The organism is Bacillus cereus group sp. MG4, assembly GCF_040460055.1.
Lineage (GTDB): Bacteria > Bacillota > Bacilli > Bacillales > Bacillaceae_G > Bacillus_A > Bacillus_A wiedmannii.
Window position 1 is genome coordinate 5,300,219 of record NZ_JARVGZ010000001.1, and the last position, 25,598, is coordinate 5,325,816.

Consider the following 25,598-nt stretch of genomic DNA (forward strand, 5'->3'; position numbering starts at 1 on the left):
GAAAGGAAATGACATATGCAGTCTATTAAACCATTAATGGAAGAATTGTATGAAATAGAATTGAATGCGTTAGAAGCGAATGATTCGTTTCCAAAACCACCTAACTGGCGATTGTCACCGCGTGCTGTTCGTACGTTTATTATCGGACAAGAAGAACCGCTTCTTTTGGAAGGAAAAGAAGTGGAAATTAGCCGTAAGTTTTATGGGAATGATGCACTTGTGGAACGAGCGATTGTTACATTAGCAGGGAATCGCGGACTTATGTTAATTGGGGAGCCTGGGACTGCAAAGACGATGCTGAGTGAGCTACTTACTGCCGCAATATGCAGAAATAGCCGTAACACTGTGCAAGGAACCGCTGCTACGATGGAAGATACAATTAAGTATTCGTGGAACTATGCACTTCTTCTTGCGAAAGGACCTGTAAGGGAGGCGCTTGTGCCAGGGCCTCTCTTCGTTGGGATGGAAAAAGGGATATTAACTAGATTTGAAGAGTTAACGCGTTGCCCACAGGAAGTGCAAGATTCATTGATCAGCGTTCTGAGCGATAAGGTGCTCAATATTCCGGAATTTGGAGAACAAGGAATTCTTACAGCAAAGCCTGGCTTCAATATTATTGCGACGGCTAACACACGCGATCGCGGTGTGAATGAGATGAGTAGTGCATTGAAACGTCGTTTTAATTTTGAAACGGTACATCCAATTCAAGATGTAAAGCTTGAAGCAAAAATAATAGAGTCACAAGTAACGCGGTTATTAAGGGCATCAGGCATCAAACCAAAAGTGGATCAAACGGTTGTTCAGCTGTTAGCGACTGTTTTTCATGAACTTCGGGAAGGGGTAACTGCTGAAGGAAAACGAATTGATCAGCCATCTTCTGTTATGAGTACTGCAGAAGCGGTATCTGTATATTATCAAAGTGCAATGGATGCGTACTATTATGGAAGTGGAGAAGTGAAAATGGATGCGCTTGTTCGATATTTGTCAGGGACGATTGCGAAAGAAAACAAGGATGATTTAGAAAAGTTACGCAGTTATTTTACAAGCATTGTTAAGGCGCGAGGCCAAATAGGAGGAGAGGTATGGAAGTCGTTTTTCGAAGCTCGCAATCAGCTGAAGTAAATGCATTGTTTCAAAGAGCTTACAATTTAGATCGGAACGTCGTATACGTGCCAATTCGCCATCATAGTCCCGCGTGCTCTTTTCATATACAAAAGATTGTTAAATGCTATAAACCAGATGCAATTCTTATAGAAGGCCCGATAGACTGTAACCCACTTATTCCGCATATTGTGAGTGCAGATAGTAAAGCTCCGATTTCTATATATTGCAGTTATGATGATAAAACGAATGTGCTTGAAAGAGGAGAAAGTGGAAAGTACCGCGCGTACTATCCCTTTCTCGACTATTCGCCAGAACTTGTCGCGCTACGAAAAGGCGCTGCACAGAACATTCCTGTTTCATTTATTGATCTTCCTTATAAAGAATATGTGTTTTTAACAAAAAATGAGGAAGAGAATGGGAAACATGATGAGCAATATTTCTGGCATAGCCAATATGTCCGTATGCTTTCGGAAAAAACCGGGTGCCGAAATTTCCATGAGTTTTGGGAGAAATACTTTGAGTTGCAAGGCTTTCATATGACGAGCGAGGAGTTTGTCCGTCAGTTATTTCATTATTGTTATTATACACGCGCGGACTATACGCAGGGGATGTTGACAGAAGACGGTTGTGAAGCCAGGGAAATACATATGGCAAAAGAAATTGAAAAAGCGCGTAAAGTGTATGACAAGGTGCTCGTTATTACTGGAGGCTTTCATGTGAAAGGGCTTCTTGAATTGGAAGGAAAAAAGAAAAGGTTGCCGAAAAGCCCGTTACCTAAATTGTATGCTAAAAACTATCTTATGCCGTATTCCTTTTTGGAAAGTGATCAGATGCGTGGCTATGAGAGCGGAATGCCTGCACCTGCTTTTTACCAACATATTTGGGAGAACAGCGATGAATCGGTAGCTGAGCAATTTATGATACGAATTGCTAGACAGCTAAAGGTAGAAGGAATATCAATGGCAGATGAGATTGAGGCTGCACGAATGATACGTGAACTTGCACTGCTTCGTGGAAAGATGCAACCCGGATTGTATGAATTAATGGACGCAGTGCGCAGTACATTTGTGAAAGGTGAGATATTCTCGGCCAATAAGCCTTTAGCATTGCTTCAGAAGAGTTTGCAAGGGACAAAGCGTGGGGAATTGTCAAAAGAAGCAGATGTGCCGCCGCTCGTGCATGATTTTCGTGCTTCCGTTCGGTCGTTTCGTCTACCGGCCCGTTCAACTGTACCGCAGGAGACGATTCTTGACATATACAAGAAAGAAAGGCACTTGCGCTTAAGTCAATTTTTTCATTGCCTCGCTTTTTTAGGAGTTCCATTTTGCGAGAAGCTACGCGGTCCAAACTTAGCTAGAAAACAGAATATTAATCTTATGCGTGAAACTTGGAAATATCGTTTTTCAGCACAAGTAGAAAGTGCTCTGATAGATATATCTGTGTATGGCGGAACGGTGAAAGAAGCGGCGCAGGAAATGCTAAGAGCAAAGCTACACAAGGCAAAGGGACGGGCTGGAGAGGTGGCCCTTTTATTGCTAGAAGCCTATTTAAGTGGTTTGTTTTCCGACTTTTCCATGTACACCCAATTTATAGATGAAGCTGTGCAAAAGGATGGAGATTTTGCTTCTATGGCAAATTGTGCTTATTATTTATCACAAATAGAAAAAGCAAATCAGCAAGCGGATTACGCTAGGAATAAAGCACTTTCGTTATTTTCTGTTTTAGATGGGGGCGAACCAGCAATTATTGCAGAAAAGCTTATCGATTTGTATACAATGAAGCCTACAGATCAGCAATTTATTGACGCATTGGAGCTTTATTTGCAAAAGGAAAAAAGAGAAAGTCAAGTAGAGGGAGCAGTATTTGGGCTGTTAACTACTTTAGGAAAGCGGGAAATCGATGAGGTAATGCAAGTGGCAGAAGGGTATTTTTATGGAAGCGGTGATATGCAAAAGCAAGCTCCGATATTTTTGAATGGTTTGTTTGCTGGCGCCAAAGATATCTTTTTATATAACGAATCGTTGCTTAACGGAATGTCTCATGTTCTAGAAGAACTTGATGAAGAGATATTTCTACAAGTGTTGCCACATTTACGCCTCTTATTCAGTCAATTCACGCCGCTTGAAGTGGATACGATTGCTAGACAGATTTCCAAGTTATATGGCGCTACAGAAGAAGCGATAAAAGAAGAACCAATTTCCGAAGAGATGCTGATGTATGTAATGCAGTTAGATCGGAAAGTGAAGGGGATTTTAATGAGACGGGGGCTAGAAGATGGAGAATAACATTTCTTTAAATCGCTGGCGTCTTGTTCTTGGGAAACATGCGGATGATCAAATTACATTTCAGGAAGAAGAACCTGTATACAGAGAAATGGACGAGATGCTGGACTTTTTGTACGAGAGAGAACGCGGAGAAGAGCGCGGTGGATCCTTAGATCCCTCTCAGCTAACAGTGCCAACTTGGGTTTCGAAAGTGCGGGAGTTATTTCCGAAAGAAACCATTGAAATTATGGAAAATCATGCGTTAGAGAAATATGAATTAACAGCTCTATTACAGGATAAGCAAACGCTTGAAAAAATGGAACCGAATATGAATTTATTAAAATGCATTTTACAATTTAAAGATTATGTAAAACCGGATGTATTAGACACAGCTAAACGTATTGTAGCGAAAGTCACTGAGGAGTTGCGTCGTAATTTAGAGCAAGAAGTGAAGCACGCATTAAGCGGTAGACCGGATCGAAATCGTTCTAGCCGCGTGCGCACGATGCGTAACTTTGATTTTAAGAAAACGATTCGAAAGAACTTAAAGCATTTTGACAAGGAAACAAACGCCATTCATATTGAAAAACCGTACTTTTACGCTGCTACTAAACATGTTAGCACATGGCGTGTAATCCTCGCAGTAGACGAGAGTGGAAGTATGATTGATTCTGTTATCCATAGCGCAGTTATGGCGGGTATTTTCGCAAGCTTACCGACGATTAAGACAGATTTGTTCATCTTTGATACAGCTGTTGTTGATTTAACGGATCGTATTGATGATCCGGTGGAAACGCTTATGAGTGTACAGCTTGGTGGAGGAACATATATTGCTCAGGCGCTGCGCTACGCAACGAATAAAATCGAGATGCCTCATAAAACAATTGTCGTGCTTGTAACGGATTTATATGAAGGTGGCAGTTACGCTGAAATGTATCGAGAAGCGATGAAGATTGTAGAATCAGGAGCAAAACTGATTGTGCTTACTTCTCTTGATCCGACTGCACAGCCTTTTTATGATAAACAGGCAGCTAAAAAAATGGCGGAGCTCGGTGCTCATGTAGCCGCGTTAACACCAGGGAGGTTGGCACAGTGGATCGCAACAATCATTTCTTAAATGTTCTTTCCTCTATTGATGAAACATATTTAATTGCCATGTCCAACAAAGGAACATATAAGAGAGCAATAAAGGATTTGGCTGCTGCAACAAATATCAAAATGAACGTAGAAGAGGGTGCAGCGCAAATACATCTTGATGATGAAACTACTGTAACGTTTACGGGAGATATACGCAGTTACTCCTGCACTTGTGAAGCACGCTCGATTTGTAAGCATGTCATTATGGCTTTATTAGAAGCAAAGAAGATGTACGAAGGTGAGGAGAACATAAAAGTTGATTTCTCTGCCCTTTTGAATGTGGACGTTCGCAATATTGTCTCCGAAAAAATGTGGGCTGAAATGATGTTCCGCGAAACATTTCAGCAAAAGTTTGTTTTGGAAGAAGAGGGTGCTTTAATCGCCTCCTTTCCAGAAGAGGATATAACGGTTCGCTTTCTGACAGCTGAATCGGTAGCTGATGCGATTTGTACATGTAAAGCAGAGGGAATATGCCGGCATAAGGCGGAAGCAATATATTGGTATCAAAAAGAGAGAGGAATTTCGCATGAAACGAAACAGGTACAGTTTCTTATTATTGAGTCGGATAAGCTATCTATTTTCAAAGAGATGATTGAGCAAATTGTTCACTTTGGATTAACACGTCTTACAGAAAAAACAATCTATGAAATAGAACAACTTTCTGTAAAAGCGCGTTCTTTGAAACTAGCAAAGTTAGAAAATTTATTTCGTAAGCTAGGGACTGATATTAGGCTATACCGAATGAAACATGCATCTTTTCAAATGGCATCCTATCGGCAAACGCTGTCCGCGATTTATGAATACATTGTGTTGTTAGAACGTCACCGTCTGCAAGAGAGTCCGTTTCGTTCGGAATATTATGAAGTTCCACCGCTTACTTTGCATGCCTTTGGCGCATCCGGCTGGCAAACGAAGTCCGGTTATGTTGGTGTGACATATTATTTCTATAATCGAGAACAGGAAAATTGGATCACATACACACAGTCACGTCCCATGTTTTATGAAGGGAGCAACACAACTTCTGAGGACCTCCATGAAAAGCAAGTTCCATGGGGGATTGCAGGGAAGGGATACGAACTGTCTCGTTCATCTCTAGGATTGAAACATGCAAAGCTTAACACCGATTTTCAATTGTCATCTAGCTCACAGACAGTAGGGGAAGTAGACGGAAAAACAAATGTAACAGAGTGGCAATCGCTCTTTATAACCTCATGGGAAGAACTACTAAAAAAAGTAAAAGCGAACAGGTTAGAGGCAAGTAAACAAGGAGTCTTTTGTATCGAATTTGCTGAGATGGAAGAATGGGAGTTTCAGAAGCAAGAGCAAAAATGGATTATACCTCTTATTGATAAAAAGGGGAAAGTATTACAAATGCAAATGATGAAACAACGAGACAATGAGCGGACGATTCGACTTGTAAAAATATATTTGGACTCATTACATGTAAAGAGAATGCTAGTTCATCCTTATCAGGAAGGAACAAAGCTCGTAGTTACACCTGTTATTTTATATACAGAAGTAGGAGAAATTATAAATATTACACTTAATGAAGGGGAAACATTGTATGATAGAGTTAGTGCGCATAATCGATGAATTGGAACAAGCTCTAGATGAGATGCTTGTCTCAGGAGCAGGGACGGTACCTCCTTCTTTTTTTCAAGATATAAAACGAAAATGTGAAAAGTATGGTCTTTCTTATGCAGCCGCGCAAATACTTGTCATAGAGGAAGAACGAAACAAGGCCCGCTTTCTTCATAAAGAAGAAACAGGGAAATTGACGGAAGCGTTTTGCAAGCTGCAGGAATATATTCAAGTTGTAAAGGCTGAAATGCTACATTTATAAAGATGTGATTGAATAGGAATTTAATTTATCCCGTATTAACGGGCAATAAAATTCCCACCTCAAGATTTAGAGAAGCGCAAGGAAGATAGGTAGGAGAGGAACTGTCCGTAAAAGCCTGAATGTTTCAACTAATAATGAGTGGGGAATGAAGAATCCCCCACTCATTACAGTTTCGCTTTATTCATCATATTAGCAGTGGAGAACAAGTAATAGGAATACCCAAGCCTAGACACCCTGACTTTGAAGAAACTTTCTAAACACCTAATCAGTATTTATCGAAAGTCCTTTCGGATAAGAAATCTGTTGATTTGTTATAAAAACGATTATTAAGCCGTTGTAAACCAATATACGGAAAAATAACTTTCTTCCGTTTCCATTGTGTTCTTGCTGTGGTTATAAAAATAAGGAAGTCAAGAATCTAAGCCTTAGAGAGTGGACTTGCCCTGAATGCAATAGCCATCATGATAGAGATGTAAACGCAAGTATAAACTTACTAAAATTAGCCACGTAATTTGTATTCTCTTTAGGGGTAGGTACTACCCTTATAGCTTGGTAAATATAGATAGCTAATAAAAGTATCTACTTCCCAAGAAGCTCCCACTTCAAACAGCCCGTAAGGACGTTAAGTGGTGAGTAGTTCACTAGCTAAGAAGAATATAAGAATTAGAGGAGGGAGAAAATTGAGGTTTTTTACGATATTTGCATCAAGGAATGATACAAGTGATGTAGAAGGTTTCATTACTCAAGTTTTCCAAAATGGATTCAAGGTTGAACGAAATAAAAATGAATATACCATTCAATCGAAAAGACTATTTGGCAAAAATAAAATTATTATTCGGGTGGATTCTGAAGAATCAACTCCTGATTATTTTTCCAATAATATTCCTGGAATGATGCACATGTACGATCAAATTGAATTTCAAGAAGAACATCTTAAGAGGATGGTTTTGGCACAAATTTCTGTAATTAATACCATAATTGCTATAGAGACGAAGAAGGATTATAGTGATGAATACGTGGAGTTGTTTCTTAAATTACTTAATCAGGTAAACGGTATTGGTTTTATCCCTGATCGAACTCTCATCGGGAATGATGGAAAAGTAATTGTATTTCCGGATGGATCCTCTGGTCCTTCAGAATTTACTCCTCAAGCATGTACGAACAAAATAATGGGACAGAATAATACTTCTACCGATGGGGAGAAAAGAAAACAGAAATCGATAAGCTACTTGCAAGATAAAGGGATTCCATATATCGAAGGATTGCCTCAATTGCCTCCTTTGACAAGTATTCAGTTAAGAAATCGAGAAGAGATTACGAAGAGAGCGGTAGCTTTGTTGATTGTCATACAATATGCTTGTGATGTTGCCCAAGAAGGAGATTTGAAAAATTCCAAAGAGTTTGTCATGGGGCTGCTGAACAAATTTGATGTGATTGAATCATTAACGAGGCAGGAAAGAAATTTCCTAAATTCAGAGCAACCTGATGTGAAAGAAGCGATACAGATTGCATGGCAGTATGAAGCCCAATGGGTTTTACTTTGGTCAATTGGTCTCGTGAATACACTGAAATTTCCGAAAGAAATCTGTGACTGTCATTATGCAATTAAACTTGTTTCTGGTTGTAGTTCTTTTAATGAATTTTATCAACAAACAAGATTGCGAAGTGCAGAAGAGATTTTGGATGAGGCCGACCTCATTTATCGGCTTCATTGGGCTTGTGTACATGATAGAATTAATGAGAGAGAAGCAACTGCAGGTATGCAGGAAAGTATTGTTATTGAAAGACGAAGGGGCTTGTTTTGGTTAATCAATTATAAAAATGAAGATTGGGATTGCATCTCCATGGATACATAATCTATATTCTTTGTTCTGTAGAGCTTTTGTATTTTAGATAATAAAATTATTGCTTCATCAGTTCAATCTCTTACAGAAAAACGGACGGAAATTCCATAGGTATGAGAAAAAACAGTCTTTAATATCCTAGGCCTCATATACAACTTTTCTATGTTAAATAACTTGATTCGTACATTTTGAACGGATTTGTTATCGTTACTGCAGAAAAAGTATGAATTAAATATTACTTGATTTACATGTTTCAAGCGTATCTATATTGAGTTTGTAAATCTACACAATAAGTTTTCATTATATATAATAAGTGTAGTAGAAGTTCAGTTAGATAAAATTCGGTAGTCGAATTTTTTTGCATAAAGCTGTATAATGCTTGTAACGAAAAGGAAATACAGGAAAGGATATGTAACGAGTTACTATGGATAAAGATAAACAACAATTAAGCGTTGAAGTTGCAAGATTATATTATCAATCAGATTATAGTCAACAAGAAATTGCTAACAAATTAAATATTTCAAGGCCGACTATCTCTAGACTATTAAAGTACGCGAAAGAAAAAGGATTTGTTCAAATTAGCATAGCCGATCCATTTGCTGATTTAGATAACGTTGGAAATTTACTGAAAGAAAAGTACAACTTGTTAGAGGCACATGTCGTATTTTCTCCAGTGCCAGAATATGCAACGATTACAGAGTATATTAGTAAATATGCAGCTGAGTATATGGAAAAGACGGTTAAAACTGGTGATATCGTTGGTGTAAGCTGGGGAATGACGATGTATGAAATCGCTAGAAAAATTGTACCACAACATGTAAAAGGTGTAGAAGTTGTTCAGTTAAAAGGTGGTATTAGTCATTCGAGTGTAAATACATATGCGAATGAAACGATTGCTTTATTTGCAGATGCTTTTCAAACGACACCAAGAAATCTACCCCTTCCAGTTATATTTGATAATGCAGTGACAAAAGAATTAGTAGAGCAGGATCGACATATTCATCACATTATCGAAATGGGGAAACAAGCGAATGTTGCAATTTTCACTGTAGGAACAGTGAGAGACGAAGCACTATTATTCCGATTAGGTTATTTCGATAAGGATGAAACGAATTTGCTCAAAAAACAATCGGTCGGTGACATTTGTTCACGTTTCTTTGATGGAGACGGAAAGATTAGTAGCGAAGAGATTAATCAGCGTACAATTGGAATTGAGTTAGAAGAACTGAAATTAAAGAAACGTTCTATTTTAGTTGCTGGTGGTAATAGAAAAATAAAAGCAATTGATGGTGCGTTACGTGGCGGGTATGCAAATGTATTAATTATCGATCAGCATACAGCAAAAGAATTGTTACATTATCAAAAAGGTTAGAAATAAAAGGCTTTCTCAAGATGCTAATTTTGAGAAAGCCTTTTATTTTGTTATGTATGAATTATGGGAGTGTTTTTTGAATACAAATTGCCTTTTTAAAAATAATTATGGATATTGAGATACATACTACCATTGTTAATATAAAAGTTTTGATTTTAAATATGAATTGTTTCTTAGTTAGAATGCGCTTTATTTACTACAAGAAAATTCCTTTTTGAAAAGAATGAACAAAATTTCAAAAGTGTATTTACATTTGTTCAACTAAGAGTTAGAATGAAGTTGTTAAAAGATATGAGGAGTGAAGATAATGAACATTGCAAAGTTAATTGACCATACAATTTTAAAAGCTAATACTACAAAAGAAGATGTTATGAAAGTAATCGAAGAAGCAAAGGAATATAAATTCGCTTCTGTTTGTATTAATCCTACATGGGTAAAGCTAGCTGCTGATGAGTTAGCTGGACATGATGTAGATGTTTGTACTGTAATCGGTTTTCCATTAGGAGCAAGCACTACTGAAACAAAAGCATTTGAAACAAAAGATGCTATCGCAAAAGGTGCAACTGAAGTTGATATGGTAATCAACGTAGGCGCTTTAAAAGATGGCGACAACGAGTTCGTTGAAAAAGATATTTATGAAGTAGTACAAGCAGCAAAAGGAAAAGCGCTTGTAAAAGTAATCATTGAAACTTGCCTATTAACAGATGAAGAGAAAGTACGCGCTTGTGAATTATCAGTAAAAGCTGGTGCTGACTTCGTAAAAACTTCAACTGGATTCTCAACTGGCGGAGCAACTGCTGAAGACATCGCATTAATGCGCAAAACAGTTGGACCAAACGTTGGTGTAAAAGCATCTGGTGGCGTTCGTACACGTGAAGATGCAGACAAAATGGTAGCTGCTGGAGCTTCTCGCGTTGGAGCAAGTGCTAGTGTTGCAATCGTATTAAATGATGCAAAAGGTGCTACAGATAACTACTAATCATTAATGAAGTTAAGAGCAATAGATACACAAAGTAAAGTGTATCTATTGCTTTAACAATTGAAAAGAATGTAAGCGGATACGAATGGGAGGAGACGGCTTATGAAATATTTAATCGGTATTTTTGGCCTCGTATTGATTTTAGGTATCGCTTGGCTTGCTAGTAATGATAGAAAGAAAGTCAAATATCGCCCAATCATAACGATGGTTATATTACAATTCATTTTGGGGTTTTTATTATTAAATACAAGTGTAGGGAATATATTAATTAGCGGAATAGCAGATGGTTTTGGAGAGCTATTAAAATATGCAGCTGACGGTGTGAATTTCGTATTTGGTGGATTAGTAAATCAAAAAGAGTTTTCGTTCTTTTTAAGTGTATTAATGCCAATCGTATTTATCTCAGCTTTAATAGGTATTTTGCAACACATTAAAGTATTACCTATTATTGTGAAATCTATCGGTCTAGCATTAAGTAAAGTAAATGGAATGGGGAAACTAGAATCATATAACGCTGTTGCTTCTGCGATTTTAGGACAATCTGAAGTGTTTATTTCAGTTAAGAAACAACTAGGATTATTGCCAGAGAAAAGAATGTATACATTATGTGCATCTGCAATGTCTACCGTTTCAATGTCTATCGTTGGATCGTATATGGTGTTATTAAAACCACAATATGTTGTAACCGCTTTAGTGCTTAACTTATTCGGTGGTTTTATTATCGCTTCTATCATTAACCCTTATGAAGTTACTGAAGAAGAAGATATGTTAGAAGTACAAGAAGAAGAGAAAAAGACTTTCTTTGAAGTATTAGGGGAATACATTATAGATGGATTTAAAGTTGCAATTACAGTAGCAGCTATGTTAGTCGGTTTCGTTGCTTTAATCGCATTCATTAATGCAGTATTTAAAGGTGTAATCGGTATTTCATTCCAAGAAATTCTTGGTTATGTATTTGCACCATTTGCATTTATTATGGGTGTACCTTGGCATGAAGCAGTTAATGCCGGAAATATTATGGCAACAAAATTAGTATCAAATGAATTTGTCGCTATGACAGATTTAGCACAAGGAAACTTTAATTTCTCAGATAGAACGACAGCGATTATATCTGTATTCTTAGTTTCATTTGCAAACTTCTCTTCAATTGGAATTATTGCAGGGGCAGTTAAGAGCTTAAATGAAAAGCAAGGGAATGTAGTCGCAAGATTTGGTTTGAAATTACTTTTCGGTGCAACATTAGTAAGTTTCTTATCAGCAACGATCGTTGGCTTATTATTTTAATAGATTCATATCATATAAAAAGGAATGGTGATTGTAATGAGAATGGTAGATATTATTGCAAAAAAACGTGACGGCAAAGAATTAACGACTGAAGAAATCAAATTCTTTATTAATGGATATACAGACGGAAGTATTCCTGATTATCAAGTGAGTGCACTTGCAATGGCAATCTTCTTTAAAGATATGACAGATCGTGAACGTGCAGATTTAACGATGGCGATGGTTGAGTCTGGAGAAACGATCGACTTATCAGCAATTGAAGGAATTAAAGTAGACAAACATTCAACTGGCGGTGTTGGTGATACGACAACATTAGTATTAGGACCGTTAGTAGCTGCTTTAGATGTACCGGTAGCAAAAATGTCTGGTCGTGGTTTAGGACATACAGGCGGAACAATTGATAAATTAGAAGCGGTAGAAGGATTCCACGTTGAAATTACGAAAGAGCAGTTCATTGATATTGTAAACCGTGACAAAGTAGCTGTTATTGGACAAACAGGAAACTTAACACCTGCAGATAAAAAGATTTATGCATTACGCGATGTAACAGGAACGGTTAACTCAATTCCTTTAATCGCAAGTTCAATTATGAGTAAAAAAATTGCAGCTGGTGCTGACGCAATCGTACTTGATGTAAAAACAGGTGCTGGCGCATTTATGAAAACAGAAGAAGATGCAAAAGAATTAGCTCATGCAATGGTGCGTATCGGAAATAATGTAGGACGTCAAACTATGGCTGTTATTTCAGACATGTCACAACCTCTTGGATTTGCAATTGGTAACGCTCTAGAAGTGAAAGAAGCGATTGATACGTTAAAAGGTGAAGGCCCAGAAGATTTAACGGAATTAGTACTTGTATTAGGAAGTCAAATGGTCGTACTTGCGAAAAAAGCAAATACGTTAGAAGAAGCTCGTGAAATGCTAATTGAAGTTATGAAAAACGGAAAAGCAACTGAGAAGTTTAAAGAGTTCTTAAGCAATCAAGGCGGAGATAGCTCAATTGTGGACAATCCAGAAAAAATGCCACAGGCGAAGTATGTAATTGATGTACCTGCAAAAACTTCAGGTGTTATTTCTAACATTGTTGCAGATGAAATTGGTATCGCAGCTATGCTACTTGGTGCTGGCCGTGCGACAAAAGAAGATGAAATCGATTTAGCAGTAGGATTAATGTTACGTAAAAAAGTTGGCGATGCAGTAAAAGAAGGCGAGCCATTCGTAACAATCTATGCAAATCGTGAAAATGTAGAAGATGTAAAAGCAAAAATTTACGAAAATATTTCTATCGCTGAAACAGCAGTAGCTCCTAAATTAGTTCATACAGTTATTACTGACTAATCATAATTACACATACTTTAAGGGGGAAATAATATGGATAAGAAAAAATATATCGAAGAAGCAAATAAGATGTTAGCAAAAGCATATATTCCGTATTCGAAATTTCCTGTTGGCGCAGCATTAGTTACGAAAGAAGGTAAAATATATACTGGTTGTAATATAGAAAATGCTTCTTACGGTTTATGTAACTGTGCAGAAAGAACAGCGATCTTTAAAGCAGTATCAGAAGGAGAGCGCGACTTTAGTTACTTAGTTATTACAGGCGAAACGGACGGACCGATTTCACCATGTGGTGCTTGTAGACAAGTAATTGCTGAATTCTGTGAACCGAAAATGCCAGTTTTACTAACGAATGTAAAAGGTGATGAAAAAGAAGTGACTGTTGAGCAATTACTTCCAGGTGCTTTCTCAATAGAAGATTTAAAATAAGTTGAAAAGTCATTCCGCAAATATTAATTGTGGAATGGCTTTTTTATTTTCAAAAGTTGGATGTAATATTTTGTTCATATTCCGTTCATAAACTTTCCGTAAAATGATTGCAGCGAATATGGAAAGTTTACAGCAGGAGGAATAGAATGAAGAAATTATATAATGCAGCATTTATTTACTTAATTATAGGTTTATTATCAGGAGTATTTGCAAGAGAGTATTCGAAAGCACAAGGAATTAAAGGATCCACAATGTTGCAATTATTGCATACACACGTATTAGTGCTCGGCTTCGTCTTCTTTTTAATCGCTTTGGCTCTATTTAAAGTATTTCATGTCCATGAAACAAAGAGTTTTCATGCGTGGTTTGTTGTTTATAATGTAGGAGTAATTTTTACTGGCGCTACAATGCTATGGAGAGGGCTTCTACAAGTAAATGGAACTGACTTTAATGGTTTAAGCCATATGGCTGGATTAGGTCATGTTATTATAAGTATCGGGCTCGTTTGGTTTATGATTTTGCTCAAAAAGTCTTTTAAATAGATAGGAGTGGGGGAGAGTATGATAGCACTTTTATCAAGTATTGTAGCAGTTTGTATGGCTGTTGGGGTCATGTTTCTTCGCTTTAAAGCAGCGAAAAAACCGGTAACGAAAAAGAAAATTATATTACCGCCAATTTTTATGAGTACTGGCGCAATGATGTACTTCTTACCAGAGTTTCGATTAACATCGTTAGAAATAGTAGAGGCAATTAGCCTAGGACTTATTTTCTCTCTACTTCTTATTAAAACAACTAAGTTTGAAATAAGAAGCGAACATGTATATATGAAACCGTCAAAAGCATTCATATTTATTTTAGTCGGGTTATTGGCTGTACGAGTAGCGTTAAAATCATATTTAAGTCAATCAATTGATTTAGCAGAGTTAAGCGGAATGTTTTTCTTACTCGCATTTGCGATGATTGTATCGTGGAGAATTGCGATGTATCGCTCGTTTACTAAATTAGAAAAGACAATAAAAAGAGCTGGAATTTCTAAATAGGAATTCCGGCTCTTTTTATGTTTTATACAATTGTTTTTTTAGCTTTGATTTCATTTGCTTAATTTTAAACGTATTTGAGCATCTTGTAATGCGGCTGGTGTAACGTTAAGACCATGTTGATCGACAATTTTTGTGTTCAATAAAATGGAATCTAAGCTTCCACGAAATGTTTTTGTATAGTTTTGACGCAACGTTTGTTGTTCTTGTTTTTCATCAACTGTTAATCCAGATGATTTTTCTTTTTTTGATAATTCGTTAATACGGAATAAAATGTTTTTCACTTGTTTTCACCTCTAGTTAGAATTGATTACATTAGTTACTTACTAATGTATAGTTATTGTAGCGTGTAATTTTAAGTATGTCAACACAATCTAAAAAGGTTAAAAATTGACGAAAAATTGTAACAATAATAGAATGAATTGTATTGGATAATTAGTTTTTTAATCATACATAGAACGCAAGGGGGATTATTATGAAGTCAACATTTTTTGCTCAAAATAGAGAACGATTAGTAAAAACATTACCGGAGGAATCTGTTACTATTTTATTTGCTGGACAAGCACCTCATATGTCAGCCGATGCACATTATAAATTTGTGCCGAATCGAAATTTTTACTACTTAACGGGAATCGATGAGCCAAATGTTATTTTCATGTTAAAAAAGTTTGGGGATAGTGTAGAAGAGACTCTTTTCATTGAAAAATCAGATCCAGTAATGGAAAGATGGGTCGGTAAAACAGTATCTAACGAAGAAGCAGAGAGCATTTCAGGTATAAAGAAAGTTGTATATTTAGAAAGCTTCGAAAAGACAATGTCAAATATACTTTTTACAGAAAATGTGAAGCATCTATATTTAGATTTAGAGCGTCGTGAGTGGAAAGGTACAGAGACAAAAACGCTAGCATTTGCTAAACATGTAAGAGAACAGTATCCACACGTTTTAATTGGTAATGTATATCCGAATATTTGTGAATTACGATTGTTTAAAACAGAAGAAGAAGTTGAAATTATTAAAGAAGCGATTGCTGTAACGAAAGAGGGTATTTACAACGTACTTAAGCATGCAAAAGCAGACATGATGGAGTATGAATTAGAAGCTCAATTTGATTTCACACTGAAATCATCTGGCATTAAGCATCATGCGTTCAATACAATTTTGGCAAGTGGAAAAAATGCTACAGTTCTTCATTATGAAGATAATGATGCACAAATTCAAAATGGTGATTTAATACTGTTAGATTTAGGTGCTCAAAAAGACTACTATAACGCTGATATTAGTTATACATTCCCGGCAAATGGAACATTCTCTAGTCGCCAAAAACAAATGTATAATATCGTATTAAAAGCGTTGAAAGAAACAACGGAACTCATTAAGCCAGGAGTAAAGTTTGCTGCATTAAATGCGCATACAAAAAAGGTACTAGCAGAAGAGTGTAAAGCAATTGGTTTAATTCAAGAAGATGAAGAGTTATCAAACTACTATTATCACGGTGTTAGCCATTTCCTTGGTTTAGATACGCATGATGTAGGAACATATAAAGAGAGAGTGTTAGAAGAAGGTATGGTTATAACAATTGAACCTGGTCTTTATATTGCAGAAGAATCAATTGGTATTCGTATTGAAGATGATATTCTTGTAACGAAAGACGGACATGAAAACTTGTCAAAAGACATCATTAGAGAAGTTGAAGAGATTGAAGCGTTTATGAGTGAAAATAATGAACATGTAAAAGGAAATCCAGCTGTAGTTAAATAATAAAAAAGTCATCACTAATTGATTTGAACTTTATCTCGAATCGTGGACACTTAAAAAAGTCCATGATTCGGGATAGGGTTCTGTTTACCTTTGAAATACTAATCTTTAATTATTAACCCCAATAAAGTTGCAAACTGAACAGCTTGATATGTAGATACTTTACATCCCCTTAAATCGTTCACTGAAACTGTCAGTGTATCAAAATTAGAAGAACTAATATCTATCCCCTTCAGTGATGTCTGATCAAAATTAGCTTCGTCAAGGCTGCAAAATTGGAATTCAACTTTTTTTAGTTTACAGTCAAAAAAATCTGCATTATTTAATGAAGTTTCATTGAAGATGATTTTTTCTAGTTTAGAATTTCCAAATGCAGCTAAGTTCAAAATGGAATTCTCAAATGTAACATTTCCTAAGCTAGATTCTGTAAAATTAACCCCGATTAATTTACTGTTTTTAAATTCGACTCTGTGAACAGAAGAATTGCTTAAATTAACATTTGATAAATCGCAGTTTTCAAAACAAACATCTGTAATATCAATATTGCTAAAGTCTGTATTAGTGAACTTACAATTTTTTATCACCGCATCATATAATCGCACTCTATCCACCGATTCATTTTCGAAAGTGGAATCGATAATTTCACACATTTCTAATGTTGGATCTTCTTCATAAAAAATATCTTGAAAATTCTTTGAAGATAACTCTGGTGAAATTTTGGGTCTATCAATTTTCATAGCATATCAATCCTCTTCTTTTTGATATATAAGTGTAATTCAGGTTTAGTGAATTTTCGCAAGGAACATCAGTTCTCATTATACACAATCCTACGTTTTCTTGTGAAGAGCATTTTAGTTACTTTTTATTTAAAAGCAGCCATGTGTTAGAAAAGCTTTATGAATTATAGTCGTTAGTGTTAATGTATATGTTGCTCATGCTCGAGCGGAGTTGAAGGAGTATAATCGGGGAATGTTATGAATACCGAAACAATGATGACAACACTAATTGAAAGCAATAATAAAAAGCGTCGGTGGATAATGGTAGAAAACCTTTCTGATAAAATTTGAATTATACATGACATAGTAATCGTTATAGTAAGTAAAAGGCTAATGAACAATATGCTATGAGCTTGTTGCGCATTTAGCATTTCTGTAATCATTGCCCCCATCATACTTGCCATTAACCCAGAGAACATTCCTTCTAAAGCAGTATACAGGTGGAAACGTAGGCCGACTATAAAACCAATAAAGCCACTAATTAAAATAGCAAGTAAAGTAGAATATAGTAACTCTCCTTTAAAAAGAATCCCTAAATAAAAACCGATACTTAAACCCGTACTCATACTAAAAGACATAATAAATACCATATACTCCATCAGGGTACCGTTACGTTTAGAAATATATGATGTAATAATAATCGAGATACAACAAAGTGTTAAGGCAGTTAACGTATAAGCAAGCATCATGATACCTCCCTGTCCTATCGTTTATTTCATCATATGTTCAAATGGAGAATACTTATGCTTATTTATATCTGCAAATTATCTGCACAATTTAATAAATGTAAGCAAGGAGGCGCTTGATTTTTTGAGCGTCTTTTTTATTTATGAGCATGTGAAAGAAATTGTTATATAATGAGTTTCTATTGTGAAGCCATAAAGAATAAGCGTATAATATTATAGTTATCCCATTATGGGAAGTAACCCGCGAATGATAAATAAGATTGTTCTTTTATCATCGCCTCTAAACAGATATACAATGAAAGTAACACTGGAATACAGATAGGGAGTTATAAAATGAAATTAATTATTGCCGAGAAACCAGATCAAGGTTTGGCTCTTGTTTCACAATTTAAATATCGCCGGAAAGATGGGTATTTAGAAGTAGAAGCGAATGAGTTATTTCCAAATGGAGCGTACTGTACATGGGCAATTGGTCATTTGACGCAGTTATGTAATCCAGAGCATTATCACGCGGAGTGGAAAAAATGGTCACTTAAGACGTTACCTATGATTCCAGAGCGTTTTCAATTTGAAGTAACAAAGTCAAAGTATAAGCAATTTAACGTTGTGAAACAGCTGTTACATAATCCACAGGTAACAGAAATTATTCACGCGGGCGATGCCGGGCGTGAAGGGGAATTGATTGTACGAAACATTATTAATCTTTGTAACGTACAAAAGCCGATGAAACGTCTTTGGATTTCATCTTTAACGAAGCAAGCTATATATCAAGGATTTAAAAACTTGCTTGATGAATCAGATACTATCAATACGTACTATGAGGCGTATACAAGGTCATGTGCGGACTGGGTCGTTGGTATGAATGCATCGCGTGTCTTTAGTATTTTGCTAAAGAAAAAAGGAATGAACGATGTATTTTCAGCTGGACGTGTACAAACACCGACACTCGCATTAATTGTAAAGCGTGAAAAAGAAATAGAAAACTTTAAGTCGGAGCCGTTTTGGGAAGTGTTCGCAACCTTTAATATAGAAGGAAAGAAGTATGAGGGGAAATGGGAGAAAGATAGTGAATCCCGCTTAAAAGACCCTGATATGGCAAATAAAATTGCAGCATTTTGCCAAGGGAAACCGGCTGTAGTAAAAGAAATGAAAACGGAGCGTAAAGAGTTTCAGCCACCGTTTTTATTTAATTTATCAGCACTGCAAGCGACAGCTAATAAAGCTTTTAAATTTTCACCGAAAAAGACGCTTGATATAACACAAGCACTATATCAAAAAGGGATAGTTTCTTATCCGCGTTCGGATTCTAACTATGTTACACAAGGAGAGGCAGCGACGTTCCCTGATATTTTACAGAAGTTAAGTCAGTTTGATGAATATAAAGGTTTATTACCAGCTCCAGTTGAATCGATTATGAATAATAAGCGTTATGTGAATGAAAAGAAAGTGACAGATCACTACGCAATTATACCGACAGAGCAAGTTACAAATCCAAGCAAACTATCAGGTGATGAAAAGAAAATTTACGATATGATCGTAAGAAGACTGATTGCAGCGCATTATGAAGTAGCAATCTTTGACTACACAACGATTACAACTCTTGTAGACGAACGTGCTGAATTCATTTCAAAAGGAAAGCAGCAAATTCAAGAAGGTTGGCGTAAAGTTATTTTCCAAGACGATAAAGATGACGAAACAATTCTTCCAATTGTAGCTGAAGGTGAAGAAGGCAAAGTTGTAAAGGTGAAAGTGAAAGAAGGAAAAACACAGCCGCCAAAGCGTTATACAGAAGGACAACTTATTACGTTAATGAAAACGGCCGGTAAGTATTTAGAGAATGAAGAGCTAGAGAAAGTATTAAAGAAAACAGAAGGTTTAGGTACGGAGGCAACTCGTGCTGGAATTATTACGATGCTGAAAGACCGTAAATATATAGATGTGAAGAAAAACCAAGTGTACGCAACCGATAAAGGGAAAGTATTAATTACCGCAATCGGTGATAAAATACTGGCTTCACCAGAAATGACAGCGAAATGGGAGCAGCGCCTTGCGGAAATTGGGGAAGGTACAGCATCACCAGCTACATTTATGGAACAAACGAAAAAGCTATCAGCTAAAATTATTGAAGATGCAGTGGAAATGTCGGAGAAATGGGATTTCACTGGATTACATGTTGAATCGATTGAGCGAAAAGGATCGAAATTTACAACAGGGAAAAAAGTTGGTAGTTGTAAAAAATGTGATGGCGATGTCATTGATAAGTCAACGTTTTACGGTTGTTCTAACTACAACACGACACAATGTGATTTTACCATCTCAAAGAAGATACTAAGCAAAACAATTTCGCAAAAGAATATGACAAAGCTCTTAAAAGGTGAAAAGACCGATTTAATTAAAGGCTTTAAAAAAGGCGAGAAAACGTTTGATGCGATGTTAGAGTGGAAAGATAATAAGATTAATTTTGTATTTGAGAATTAATTGGTTTTAAGAAATAAAAGGTTCTGTAATAGGTTAGGTTTGAAACAAGATGGATAGAAAAGAGGAAGCATGACAATTTTATGTCATGCTTTTTTTATTTTACAATTACAGAATTTTGTGTGCTTACAATAAAAAATATTTGAATAGATTGCATTAAATACGACGTTTATATTATCTGTATTACCTCTTTTATATAAAGGGAAAATAAGCAATTAAGAGAACAACTAAAAGTAGTTTATATTGATGTTTGTGAAAAAATGCAATAAAAATATTTTATTAAATAATAAAAATTTATTGTAAAACGATAAAATTTATATTAAAATCAAAAACAGAATAAATAAGCGTGATGCTTTTTATTGAGAAGGTAACAACGTTATTTTTTAAATTAGAGGAGGTATAAATATGGACATTAACAATTTGATTATTGAAAATATGGATAACCCTCATGAGTTGGAGAGAATGTATAGAAAAGACCCGAAAGCTTTTAAAAAGTCATTCTCACAAGCATGGGATGAAAAACCTGATTCTCAGGTGCTAGCTGCTTGGTATGAAAGGTTACATTTCAAGGAGACGGCAAATAAAGAAAAAGTATCGTTGTTTCAAAAAGGGTTCTTATTCATGGGTATGTTAGCTATTCTAGCTGGGCTAAGCACTAGAATCATTTTCCACTTTGTTGAGCAGGAAGCAATTGCTCCAATTAACTTGGCTTTTGGTGTAATTCCCTTTATTGCTGCTTATTTTATTTACAACAATACTCCGAAAAAAAGTATTATGTATTTCCTTGCAGCGTTGTTCCTAATTGCCGGATTGTATCTTAATATGTTGCCATTAAATTATAAAGACAGCAGTATCCTTGCGTATTTACATCTTCCTATATTGTTATGGGTCTTATTGGGACTTGCGTTTACGGGAAATGAATATTCAAAAGGCAGTACAAGATTAGCTTATATTAAATTTAATTTAGAATATTGTCTTCTCTACGCGAGTATGGCTGTGAGCGGAATGATACTAGCAGTATTCACTATGAAGTTATTTAGCTTTGTTGACTTGGATATAGGAGAATTCTATTTTAGTAATGTTGTTTTATTTGGAGCTGCCGCTCTCGCTGTAGTGGCTGCATACTTAGTATCATTGAATCTTAAACTTGCTAAAAATATTACACCATACATATCTAAAATTTTTAGTCCTCTCGTCCTGATTACATTGTTTATCTATCTTATAACTGTAATTTGGGTCGGGAAAAATCCATTCTTGGATCGCAATTTCCTAATGGCCTTCAATGGAATACTTCTTGGTGTATTGGCTGTTACCATATTTTCTATCGTTGAGAGTGACTCGGACGAGAAAAAGAGCATTTCAGATTATATAAATTTTACCTTAATTGTTCTTGCGCTTATTATTGACACTGTGGCTTTGTCAGCCATCGTATTCAGACTTTCTTCTTACGGGATTACACCTAATAGACTTGCTGTTTTAGGCGTAAATATATTGATTTGGGCAAATCTCATTTGGATTATGTTTTCCTATATGCGTTTCTTGCAAAACAAATCAGGACCGACGGCTATCCAAGATGCTGTTACGAAGTATTTGCCAATCTACGGACTTTGGGCAGCTTTCGTTATGTTTACGTTTCCTTTAATTTTTAATTAGTAAGGAACTGTTAATGTAACGAAAAGTCAATCTTCCGTAACGTATAATATCAGCTTATTTTTATTTTAGATATGGAAAAATATGTTGAAAATATTTTGGCGTAATATATAATAAATTTAGATGATTGTATAAAAACTTCTTATTAAGAGAGGTGGAGGGACTGGCCCTTCGAAGCCTCAGCAACCTTATGTGATATAAAGGTGCTAAATCCTGTAGGATCTAAAAGTCCTAATAGATAAGAAAATAGGTATAAGTAAACCTTCTTCTTATTTTGAAGAAGGTTTTTTTGTCATTTAAATAGAGAATTAGAAAGGTAGTGATACAGAAGAGAAAGAATCAAAGAAAATATAGAAGGAGAAACCGGAGGGCATAGTGAATAATCAAGTTGGGGGTTTAAAAGAGGATAGCGCTAGTAATAGTATTTGGAGCAATAAAATTTTTTCGTATTTTTTCTTAGCAAGTTGCATTTCTTTAATAGGTAATTCTATGGTTACGCTCGTTTTACCGTTATGGGTAATGAAATTGACGAACTCTCCATTACTTGTTTCTGGGATAAACGTTGCAATTGCCATGGCGGCGATTTTGTTTGCACCTGTAATAGGGACGTTAGCAGATCGAATGTCGAGAAGGAAGCTTATGATAATTGCAGATGTTATGAGATGTATCGTTATGATTTGTGTTGCGGTAATAGCATTTTATAATAAAATGTTGTACATTCCGTTACTACTGTTACTTATTATACGTTCAATTGGGAGTGCTTTATTTACTCCAACTTCAAATGCAGCATTAGTAACATATGTGGAAGAAAAGCATGTTCAACAGGCGATTATGCTGAGACAAATCTCAATACAAATCATATCGGTAGCCATTCCTTTAATGGCTAGCTTTTTAATTAGTATTTTTAATTTTCATGGAGTATTTATGTTAGATGCAATTACATTTTTTATATCATTTTTAATTTTAATGAAAATTAAATTTCCACGTGAATTAAAAGTAGAAAAGAAAAAGCCTTTTTATGAAGACTTTAAAGAGGGGTTCTCACTTTTAAAAAGTAATCAATCATTGAAAATGTTGCTTATGAGCGCTGCAATCATTAATTTGCTTGGAGCGGCGTGTATGCTATCACTGCAAGTAATCGTTGTTAGAGAAATGGATCTTTCTATGCAGTGGTATAGCATAGTTTTTGCGGCATCACCGATAGGAATTTTAATTGGGGCATTAATTACTAAAAAGATCCGTACATATAAAACGATTACAACTGCTTTTATATGTACTGCTATTATGGGGATTTTTAATGCTGCAATGGGTACGACGTTAAATCCGGTATTATTTTCAGTTTATTATTTTCTGTCAGGAATTGCATTTGGGGTAAGTAATGTATATTTTGGAGTGTTGTATAGAAAGTTAATTCCAAATAAAGTGCAAGGAAGATTTTTCGGTTTTTTAAGTTCGTTATTATTAGTATCTACTCCAGTTGGAATTGCAATAACAGGATATTTCTTAGAGTCAATTTCAGCTTCTATTTTATTTATTATAATTGGTATTATTACGTTTTTAGTTTCGGTTATTTCATTTGTAATGATAAATAAGAAATAAGTGTTGTATGAGATTTTTCAATAATAAAAAACGTCCTATAGCAGGACGTTTTTTATTATGTATATTGTTGTTTTTTCTTAATAAATAACAACACTTGTGAAACACAAGCAAGTACTGGCAGTTCAATCAACGGTCCAATAACAAGTGCAAGTGCGATAAGAGGCTCGTCTGGAAAAGCAGTTACAGCAATAGCAAGTGCAACGGGTGAGTTTCTTGCTAATGTTGTTAAGTTTAAACTTACTGTATCTTTATAAGATAAACGCATCATGCGTCCGATAAATTGTCCTAGTACAAAATTAATAATGAAGAACAATAGAACCGGAATGAGTAATAATAAAACCACATTTATATTTTGTAGTAAATATTTGCCTTGTGATGCAAACATCGCTACGATTGCTAAACTTAAAAATACAATTTGGGCAGAGCTGAAAAACGGAATGAGTTTATTCTCGAGTGTTTCAGCTTTTTTTATTTTATTCATAATGAATTTTGTAGCGTGTGCAAGTAAAAATGGTAAGACGATCACGATAATAATACTTTCTACTAAAACAGAAACCGCTACAGTCTTCATAACACCAGCGAATAAAAATAAATAAATGGGAAGGAGTAGTACTTGTAAAATTAAATTTACCGGTAAAATCGCAGTAGAAAGTGCTACATTACCTTTCGCTATTTCAGTAAAAATTAAGTACCAATCTGTGCATGGAGTAACCATTAACATAATAAATCCAACCCAAAGTGCAGGATGGTCGGAAAGAAATAGTGCTCCTAACCCCCAAGCGAGTATAGGTGTCCATAAAAAATTAATGGTAAGGCTAGTTCCAGCAAATTTTAAATTGCGAAATCCGTTTTTTATTTCTTTTAATGGGATGCTGAGGAATAATCCATATAGCATGAAAAATAAGAAGGGGACAATAAATTTTTCTGAATACATATGTATGACATTAAATTGTCCAAGTGTGATGCCGCATGTAACAGCAAAAAGAATAATAAAAGTTTGAATCTTTTCTATAGTGCTCATGAGTAAATCCTTTCTATATTATGAATTTTCCTCTCTAATTTTATTATACAAGTAATACAGATGTATTTGGTGTTCAATTGTATTTTAGTTAATATTTTTAAATTGAGATTTTATTTTCTATTAAAAATTACTTGACTAAAGTAAGTTGCTATACCACAATTACTTACATAAGGTAATTAAATAACAAAAAGTTTTAATTGGCTTTACTTAAGGTATCAATTGGAACTTTTTATTAGAATAAGAATTTTTATGATGATGAATAATGAATATGATAAGAAAGTTTAGGTGAAGAAAATGGGATTATTTAGCTCGTTATTTGGTAAAAAAGAAGAAAATACAAAAGTAGAGGGGAATAAAAAAATGTCAAAAGTATTATTTGTAAAAGCAAACGATCGTCCAGCGGAGCAAGCAGTTAGTTCAAAAATGTATGAGACATTTGTAAGTACTTATAAAGAAGCAAATCCGAATACAGAAATTACAGAGTTAGATTTATTTGCATTAGATCTTCCTTATTACGGAAACATTGCTATTTCAGGTGGGTACAAACGTAGCCAAGGTATGGAGTTAACAGCTGAAGAAGAGAAGGCGGTTGCTACAGTAGATCAATATTTAACTCAGTTTTTAGAAGCTGATAAAGTTGTATTTGCGTTCCCATTATGGAACTTTACTGTACCAGCACCATTAATCACATATATTTCATACTTATCTCAAGCTGGAAAAACGTTTAAATATACAGCTAATGGACCAGAAGGTTTAGTTGGTGGTAAGAAAGTAGTTGTGTTAGATGCACGTGGTTCAGATTACTCTTCAGAACAAATGGCTCCTATGGAAATGGCAGTGAATTACGTAACAACTGTACTTGGATTCTGGGGAATTACAAATCCAGAGACTGTTGTAATTGAAGGGCACAATCAATATCCAGATCGCTCACAGCAAATTGTTGAAGAAGGTTTAGAGAACGTTAAAAAAGTAGCAGCGAAATTTTAATTGATAGTAAATATAAA

22 protein-coding genes, 1 pseudogene and 1 riboswitch are annotated in these 25,598 nt (G+C 35.4%); of the genes and pseudogenes, 19 read left to right on the forward strand and 4 right to left on the reverse strand.

The window, feature by feature from the left end:
- The first annotated feature begins 15 nt into the window (after positions 1–15).
- From QCI41_RS27950 to QCI41_RS28015, 14 genes and pseudogenes are all read left to right on the forward strand, one after another.
- A complete protein-coding gene (locus QCI41_RS27950; protein WP_001190692.1) occupies positions 16–1,122 on the forward strand; it encodes an ATP-binding protein in 1,107 nt (368 codons plus the stop codon).
- Entirely contained in the window at positions 1,083–3,389 is a 2,307-nt protein-coding gene (locus QCI41_RS27955; RefSeq protein WP_353836110.1) for a DUF5682 family protein, read from the forward strand. The genes QCI41_RS27950 and QCI41_RS27955 overlap by 40 nt, the downstream gene beginning before the upstream one ends.
- Positions 3,379–4,485: a VWA domain-containing protein gene (locus QCI41_RS27960; RefSeq protein WP_353836109.1), complete on the forward strand. Its 1,107-nt coding sequence runs from the start codon at positions 3,379–3,381 to the stop codon at positions 4,483–4,485. Before QCI41_RS27955 ends, QCI41_RS27960 begins: the two co-directional genes overlap by 11 nt.
- On the forward strand, positions 4,461–6,098 hold the full coding sequence (locus tag QCI41_RS27965; protein ID WP_353836108.1) for an SWIM zinc finger family protein: 1,638 nt from the start codon (positions 4,461–4,463) through the stop codon (positions 6,096–6,098). Before QCI41_RS27960 ends, QCI41_RS27965 begins: the two co-directional genes overlap by 25 nt.
- The gene (locus QCI41_RS27970) at positions 6,070–6,348 is read left to right on the forward strand and encodes a hypothetical protein (RefSeq protein ID WP_353836107.1); all 279 of its coding nucleotides are present in this window, start codon (positions 6,070–6,072) and stop codon (positions 6,346–6,348) included. Before QCI41_RS27965 ends, QCI41_RS27970 begins: the two co-directional genes overlap by 29 nt.
- Positions 6,349–6,709: 361 nt before the next feature.
- Positions 6,710–6,859: pseudogene (locus QCI41_RS27975) on the forward strand (zinc ribbon domain-containing protein); the annotation flags it as partial.
- Between the two features lie 169 nt (positions 6,860–7,028).
- Positions 7,029–8,204: a DUF4272 domain-containing protein gene (locus QCI41_RS27980; RefSeq protein ID WP_327974493.1), complete on the forward strand. Its 1,176-nt coding sequence runs from the start codon at positions 7,029–7,031 to the stop codon at positions 8,202–8,204.
- Positions 8,205–8,616: 412 nt separating this feature from the next.
- Positions 8,617–9,564 (forward strand): DNA-binding transcriptional repressor DeoR, encoded by a 948-nt coding sequence (locus QCI41_RS27985; protein ID WP_000356574.1) that lies wholly within the window; start codon positions 8,617–8,619, stop codon positions 9,562–9,564.
- Positions 9,565–9,871: 307 nt separating this feature from the next.
- Positions 9,872–10,543: a deoxyribose-phosphate aldolase gene (gene deoC / locus QCI41_RS27990; RefSeq protein WP_001017440.1), complete on the forward strand. Its 672-nt coding sequence runs from the start codon at positions 9,872–9,874 to the stop codon at positions 10,541–10,543.
- 102 nt (positions 10,544–10,645) lie between these two features.
- The gene (locus QCI41_RS27995; protein WP_000876170.1) at positions 10,646–11,827 is read left to right on the forward strand and encodes a NupC/NupG family nucleoside CNT transporter; all 1,182 of its coding nucleotides are present in this window, start codon (positions 10,646–10,648) and stop codon (positions 11,825–11,827) included.
- A 36-nt stretch (positions 11,828–11,863) separates the two neighbouring features.
- The gene (locus tag QCI41_RS28000) at positions 11,864–13,165 is read left to right on the forward strand and encodes a pyrimidine-nucleoside phosphorylase (protein ID WP_001983022.1); all 1,302 of its coding nucleotides are present in this window, start codon (positions 11,864–11,866) and stop codon (positions 13,163–13,165) included.
- Between the two features lie 33 nt (positions 13,166–13,198).
- Positions 13,199–13,594, forward strand: coding sequence for a cytidine deaminase (locus QCI41_RS28005; RefSeq protein ID WP_000358522.1), 396 nt, complete (start codon positions 13,199–13,201; stop codon positions 13,592–13,594).
- A 146-nt stretch (positions 13,595–13,740) separates the two neighbouring features.
- Positions 13,741–14,136 carry a DUF2871 domain-containing protein gene (locus tag QCI41_RS28010; RefSeq protein WP_353836106.1) on the forward strand — a complete coding sequence of 132 codons (396 nt, stop codon included), beginning with the start codon at positions 13,741–13,743 and terminating at the stop codon, positions 14,134–14,136.
- An 18-nt stretch (positions 14,137–14,154) separates the two neighbouring features.
- On the forward strand, positions 14,155–14,634 hold the full coding sequence (locus tag QCI41_RS28015) for a CcdC family protein (protein WP_046959113.1): 480 nt from the start codon (positions 14,155–14,157) through the stop codon (positions 14,632–14,634).
- A 50-nt stretch (positions 14,635–14,684) separates the two neighbouring features.
- Here QCI41_RS28015 and QCI41_RS28020 read toward each other — a convergent pair whose 3' ends face one another.
- On the reverse strand, positions 14,685–14,915 hold the full coding sequence (locus QCI41_RS28020) for a DUF896 domain-containing protein (RefSeq protein ID WP_353836105.1): 231 nt from the start codon (positions 14,913–14,915) through the stop codon (positions 14,685–14,687).
- A gap of 191 nt (positions 14,916–15,106) precedes the next feature.
- Between QCI41_RS28020 and QCI41_RS28025 the strand changes: the two genes are divergently transcribed.
- Positions 15,107–16,390, forward strand: a complete 1,284-nt coding sequence (locus tag QCI41_RS28025; RefSeq protein WP_353836104.1) for an aminopeptidase P family protein — start codon at positions 15,107–15,109, stop codon at positions 16,388–16,390.
- Positions 16,391–16,488: 98 nt separating this feature from the next.
- Here the strand turns inward: QCI41_RS28025 and QCI41_RS28030 are convergent, their stop codons facing one another.
- Positions 16,489–17,124, reverse strand: a complete 636-nt coding sequence (locus QCI41_RS28030; RefSeq protein ID WP_353836103.1) for a pentapeptide repeat-containing protein — start codon at positions 17,122–17,124, stop codon at positions 16,489–16,491.
- 179 nt (positions 17,125–17,303) lie between these two features.
- Positions 17,304–17,849: a hypothetical protein gene (locus tag QCI41_RS28035; RefSeq protein ID WP_353836102.1), complete on the reverse strand. Its 546-nt coding sequence runs from the start codon at positions 17,847–17,849 to the stop codon at positions 17,304–17,306.
- Positions 17,850–18,182: 333 nt separating this feature from the next.
- Between QCI41_RS28035 and topB the strand changes: the two genes are divergently transcribed.
- The 3 genes from topB (at position 18,183) to QCI41_RS28050 (ending at position 23,573) form a co-directional block, all read left to right on the forward strand.
- Positions 18,183–20,327: a DNA topoisomerase III gene (topB, locus tag QCI41_RS28040; RefSeq protein ID WP_353836101.1), complete on the forward strand. Its 2,145-nt coding sequence runs from the start codon at positions 18,183–18,185 to the stop codon at positions 20,325–20,327.
- Between the two features lie 402 nt (positions 20,328–20,729).
- Positions 20,730–21,977 (forward strand): DUF4153 domain-containing protein, encoded by a 1,248-nt coding sequence (locus QCI41_RS28045; RefSeq protein ID WP_353836100.1) that lies wholly within the window; start codon positions 20,730–20,732, stop codon positions 21,975–21,977.
- A 136-nt stretch (positions 21,978–22,113) separates the two neighbouring features.
- Positions 22,114–22,219: riboswitch (SAM riboswitch) on the forward strand.
- A gap of 130 nt (positions 22,220–22,349) precedes the next feature.
- The gene (locus tag QCI41_RS28050; protein WP_353836099.1) at positions 22,350–23,573 is read left to right on the forward strand and encodes an MFS transporter; all 1,224 of its coding nucleotides are present in this window, start codon (positions 22,350–22,352) and stop codon (positions 23,571–23,573) included.
- A gap of 55 nt (positions 23,574–23,628) precedes the next feature.
- Here QCI41_RS28050 and QCI41_RS28055 read toward each other — a convergent pair whose 3' ends face one another.
- A complete protein-coding gene (locus QCI41_RS28055; protein WP_353836098.1) occupies positions 23,629–24,594 on the reverse strand; it encodes an arsenic resistance protein in 966 nt (321 codons plus the stop codon).
- 294 nt (positions 24,595–24,888) lie between these two features.
- Between QCI41_RS28055 and QCI41_RS28060 the strand changes: the two genes are divergently transcribed.
- Positions 24,889–25,581, forward strand: a complete 693-nt coding sequence (locus tag QCI41_RS28060) for an FMN-dependent NADH-azoreductase (protein WP_353836097.1) — start codon at positions 24,889–24,891, stop codon at positions 25,579–25,581.
- The last annotated feature ends 17 nt before the right edge of the window (positions 25,582–25,598 follow it).

Excerpts from the sequence above, each read along its gene's own strand:
- QCI41_RS28035 (WP_353836102.1), bottom strand. The coding sequence starts at position 17,849 with ATGCTTGCTTATACGTTAACTGCCTTAACACTTTGTTGTATCTCGATT.
- QCI41_RS28005 (WP_000358522.1), top strand. The coding sequence starts at position 13,199 with ATGGATAAGAAAAAATATATCGAAGAAGCAAATAAGATGTTAGCAAAA.
- QCI41_RS28060 (WP_353836097.1), top strand. The coding sequence starts at position 24,889 with ATGGGATTATTTAGCTCGTTATTTGGTAAAAAAGAAGAAAATACAAAA.
- QCI41_RS27955 (WP_353836110.1), top strand. The coding sequence starts at position 1,083 with ATGGAAGTCGTTTTTCGAAGCTCGCAATCAGCTGAAGTAAATGCATTG.
- QCI41_RS27985 (WP_000356574.1), top strand. The coding sequence starts at position 8,617 with ATGGATAAAGATAAACAACAATTAAGCGTTGAAGTTGCAAGATTATAT.
- topB (WP_353836101.1), top strand. The coding sequence starts at position 18,183 with ATGAAATTAATTATTGCCGAGAAACCAGATCAAGGTTTGGCTCTTGTT.
- QCI41_RS28025 (WP_353836104.1), top strand. The coding sequence starts at position 15,107 with ATGAAGTCAACATTTTTTGCTCAAAATAGAGAACGATTAGTAAAAACA.
- QCI41_RS28010 (WP_353836106.1), top strand. The coding sequence starts at position 13,741 with ATGAAGAAATTATATAATGCAGCATTTATTTACTTAATTATAGGTTTA.
- QCI41_RS28055 (WP_353836098.1), bottom strand. The coding sequence starts at position 24,594 with ATGAGCACTATAGAAAAGATTCAAACTTTTATTATTCTTTTTGCTGTT.
- QCI41_RS27970 (WP_353836107.1), top strand. The coding sequence starts at position 6,070 with ATGATAGAGTTAGTGCGCATAATCGATGAATTGGAACAAGCTCTAGAT.
- QCI41_RS27995 (WP_000876170.1), top strand. The coding sequence starts at position 10,646 with ATGAAATATTTAATCGGTATTTTTGGCCTCGTATTGATTTTAGGTATC.
- QCI41_RS28030 (WP_353836103.1), bottom strand. The coding sequence starts at position 17,124 with ATGAAAATTGATAGACCCAAAATTTCACCAGAGTTATCTTCAAAGAAT.
- QCI41_RS27960 (WP_353836109.1), top strand. The coding sequence starts at position 3,379 with ATGGAGAATAACATTTCTTTAAATCGCTGGCGTCTTGTTCTTGGGAAA.
- QCI41_RS28000 (WP_001983022.1), top strand. The coding sequence starts at position 11,864 with ATGAGAATGGTAGATATTATTGCAAAAAAACGTGACGGCAAAGAATTA.
- QCI41_RS28045 (WP_353836100.1), top strand. The coding sequence starts at position 20,730 with ATGGACATTAACAATTTGATTATTGAAAATATGGATAACCCTCATGAG.
- QCI41_RS28015 (WP_046959113.1), top strand. The coding sequence starts at position 14,155 with ATGATAGCACTTTTATCAAGTATTGTAGCAGTTTGTATGGCTGTTGGG.
- deoC (WP_001017440.1), top strand. The coding sequence starts at position 9,872 with ATGAACATTGCAAAGTTAATTGACCATACAATTTTAAAAGCTAATACT.
- QCI41_RS27950 (WP_001190692.1), top strand. The coding sequence starts at position 16 with ATGCAGTCTATTAAACCATTAATGGAAGAATTGTATGAAATAGAATTG.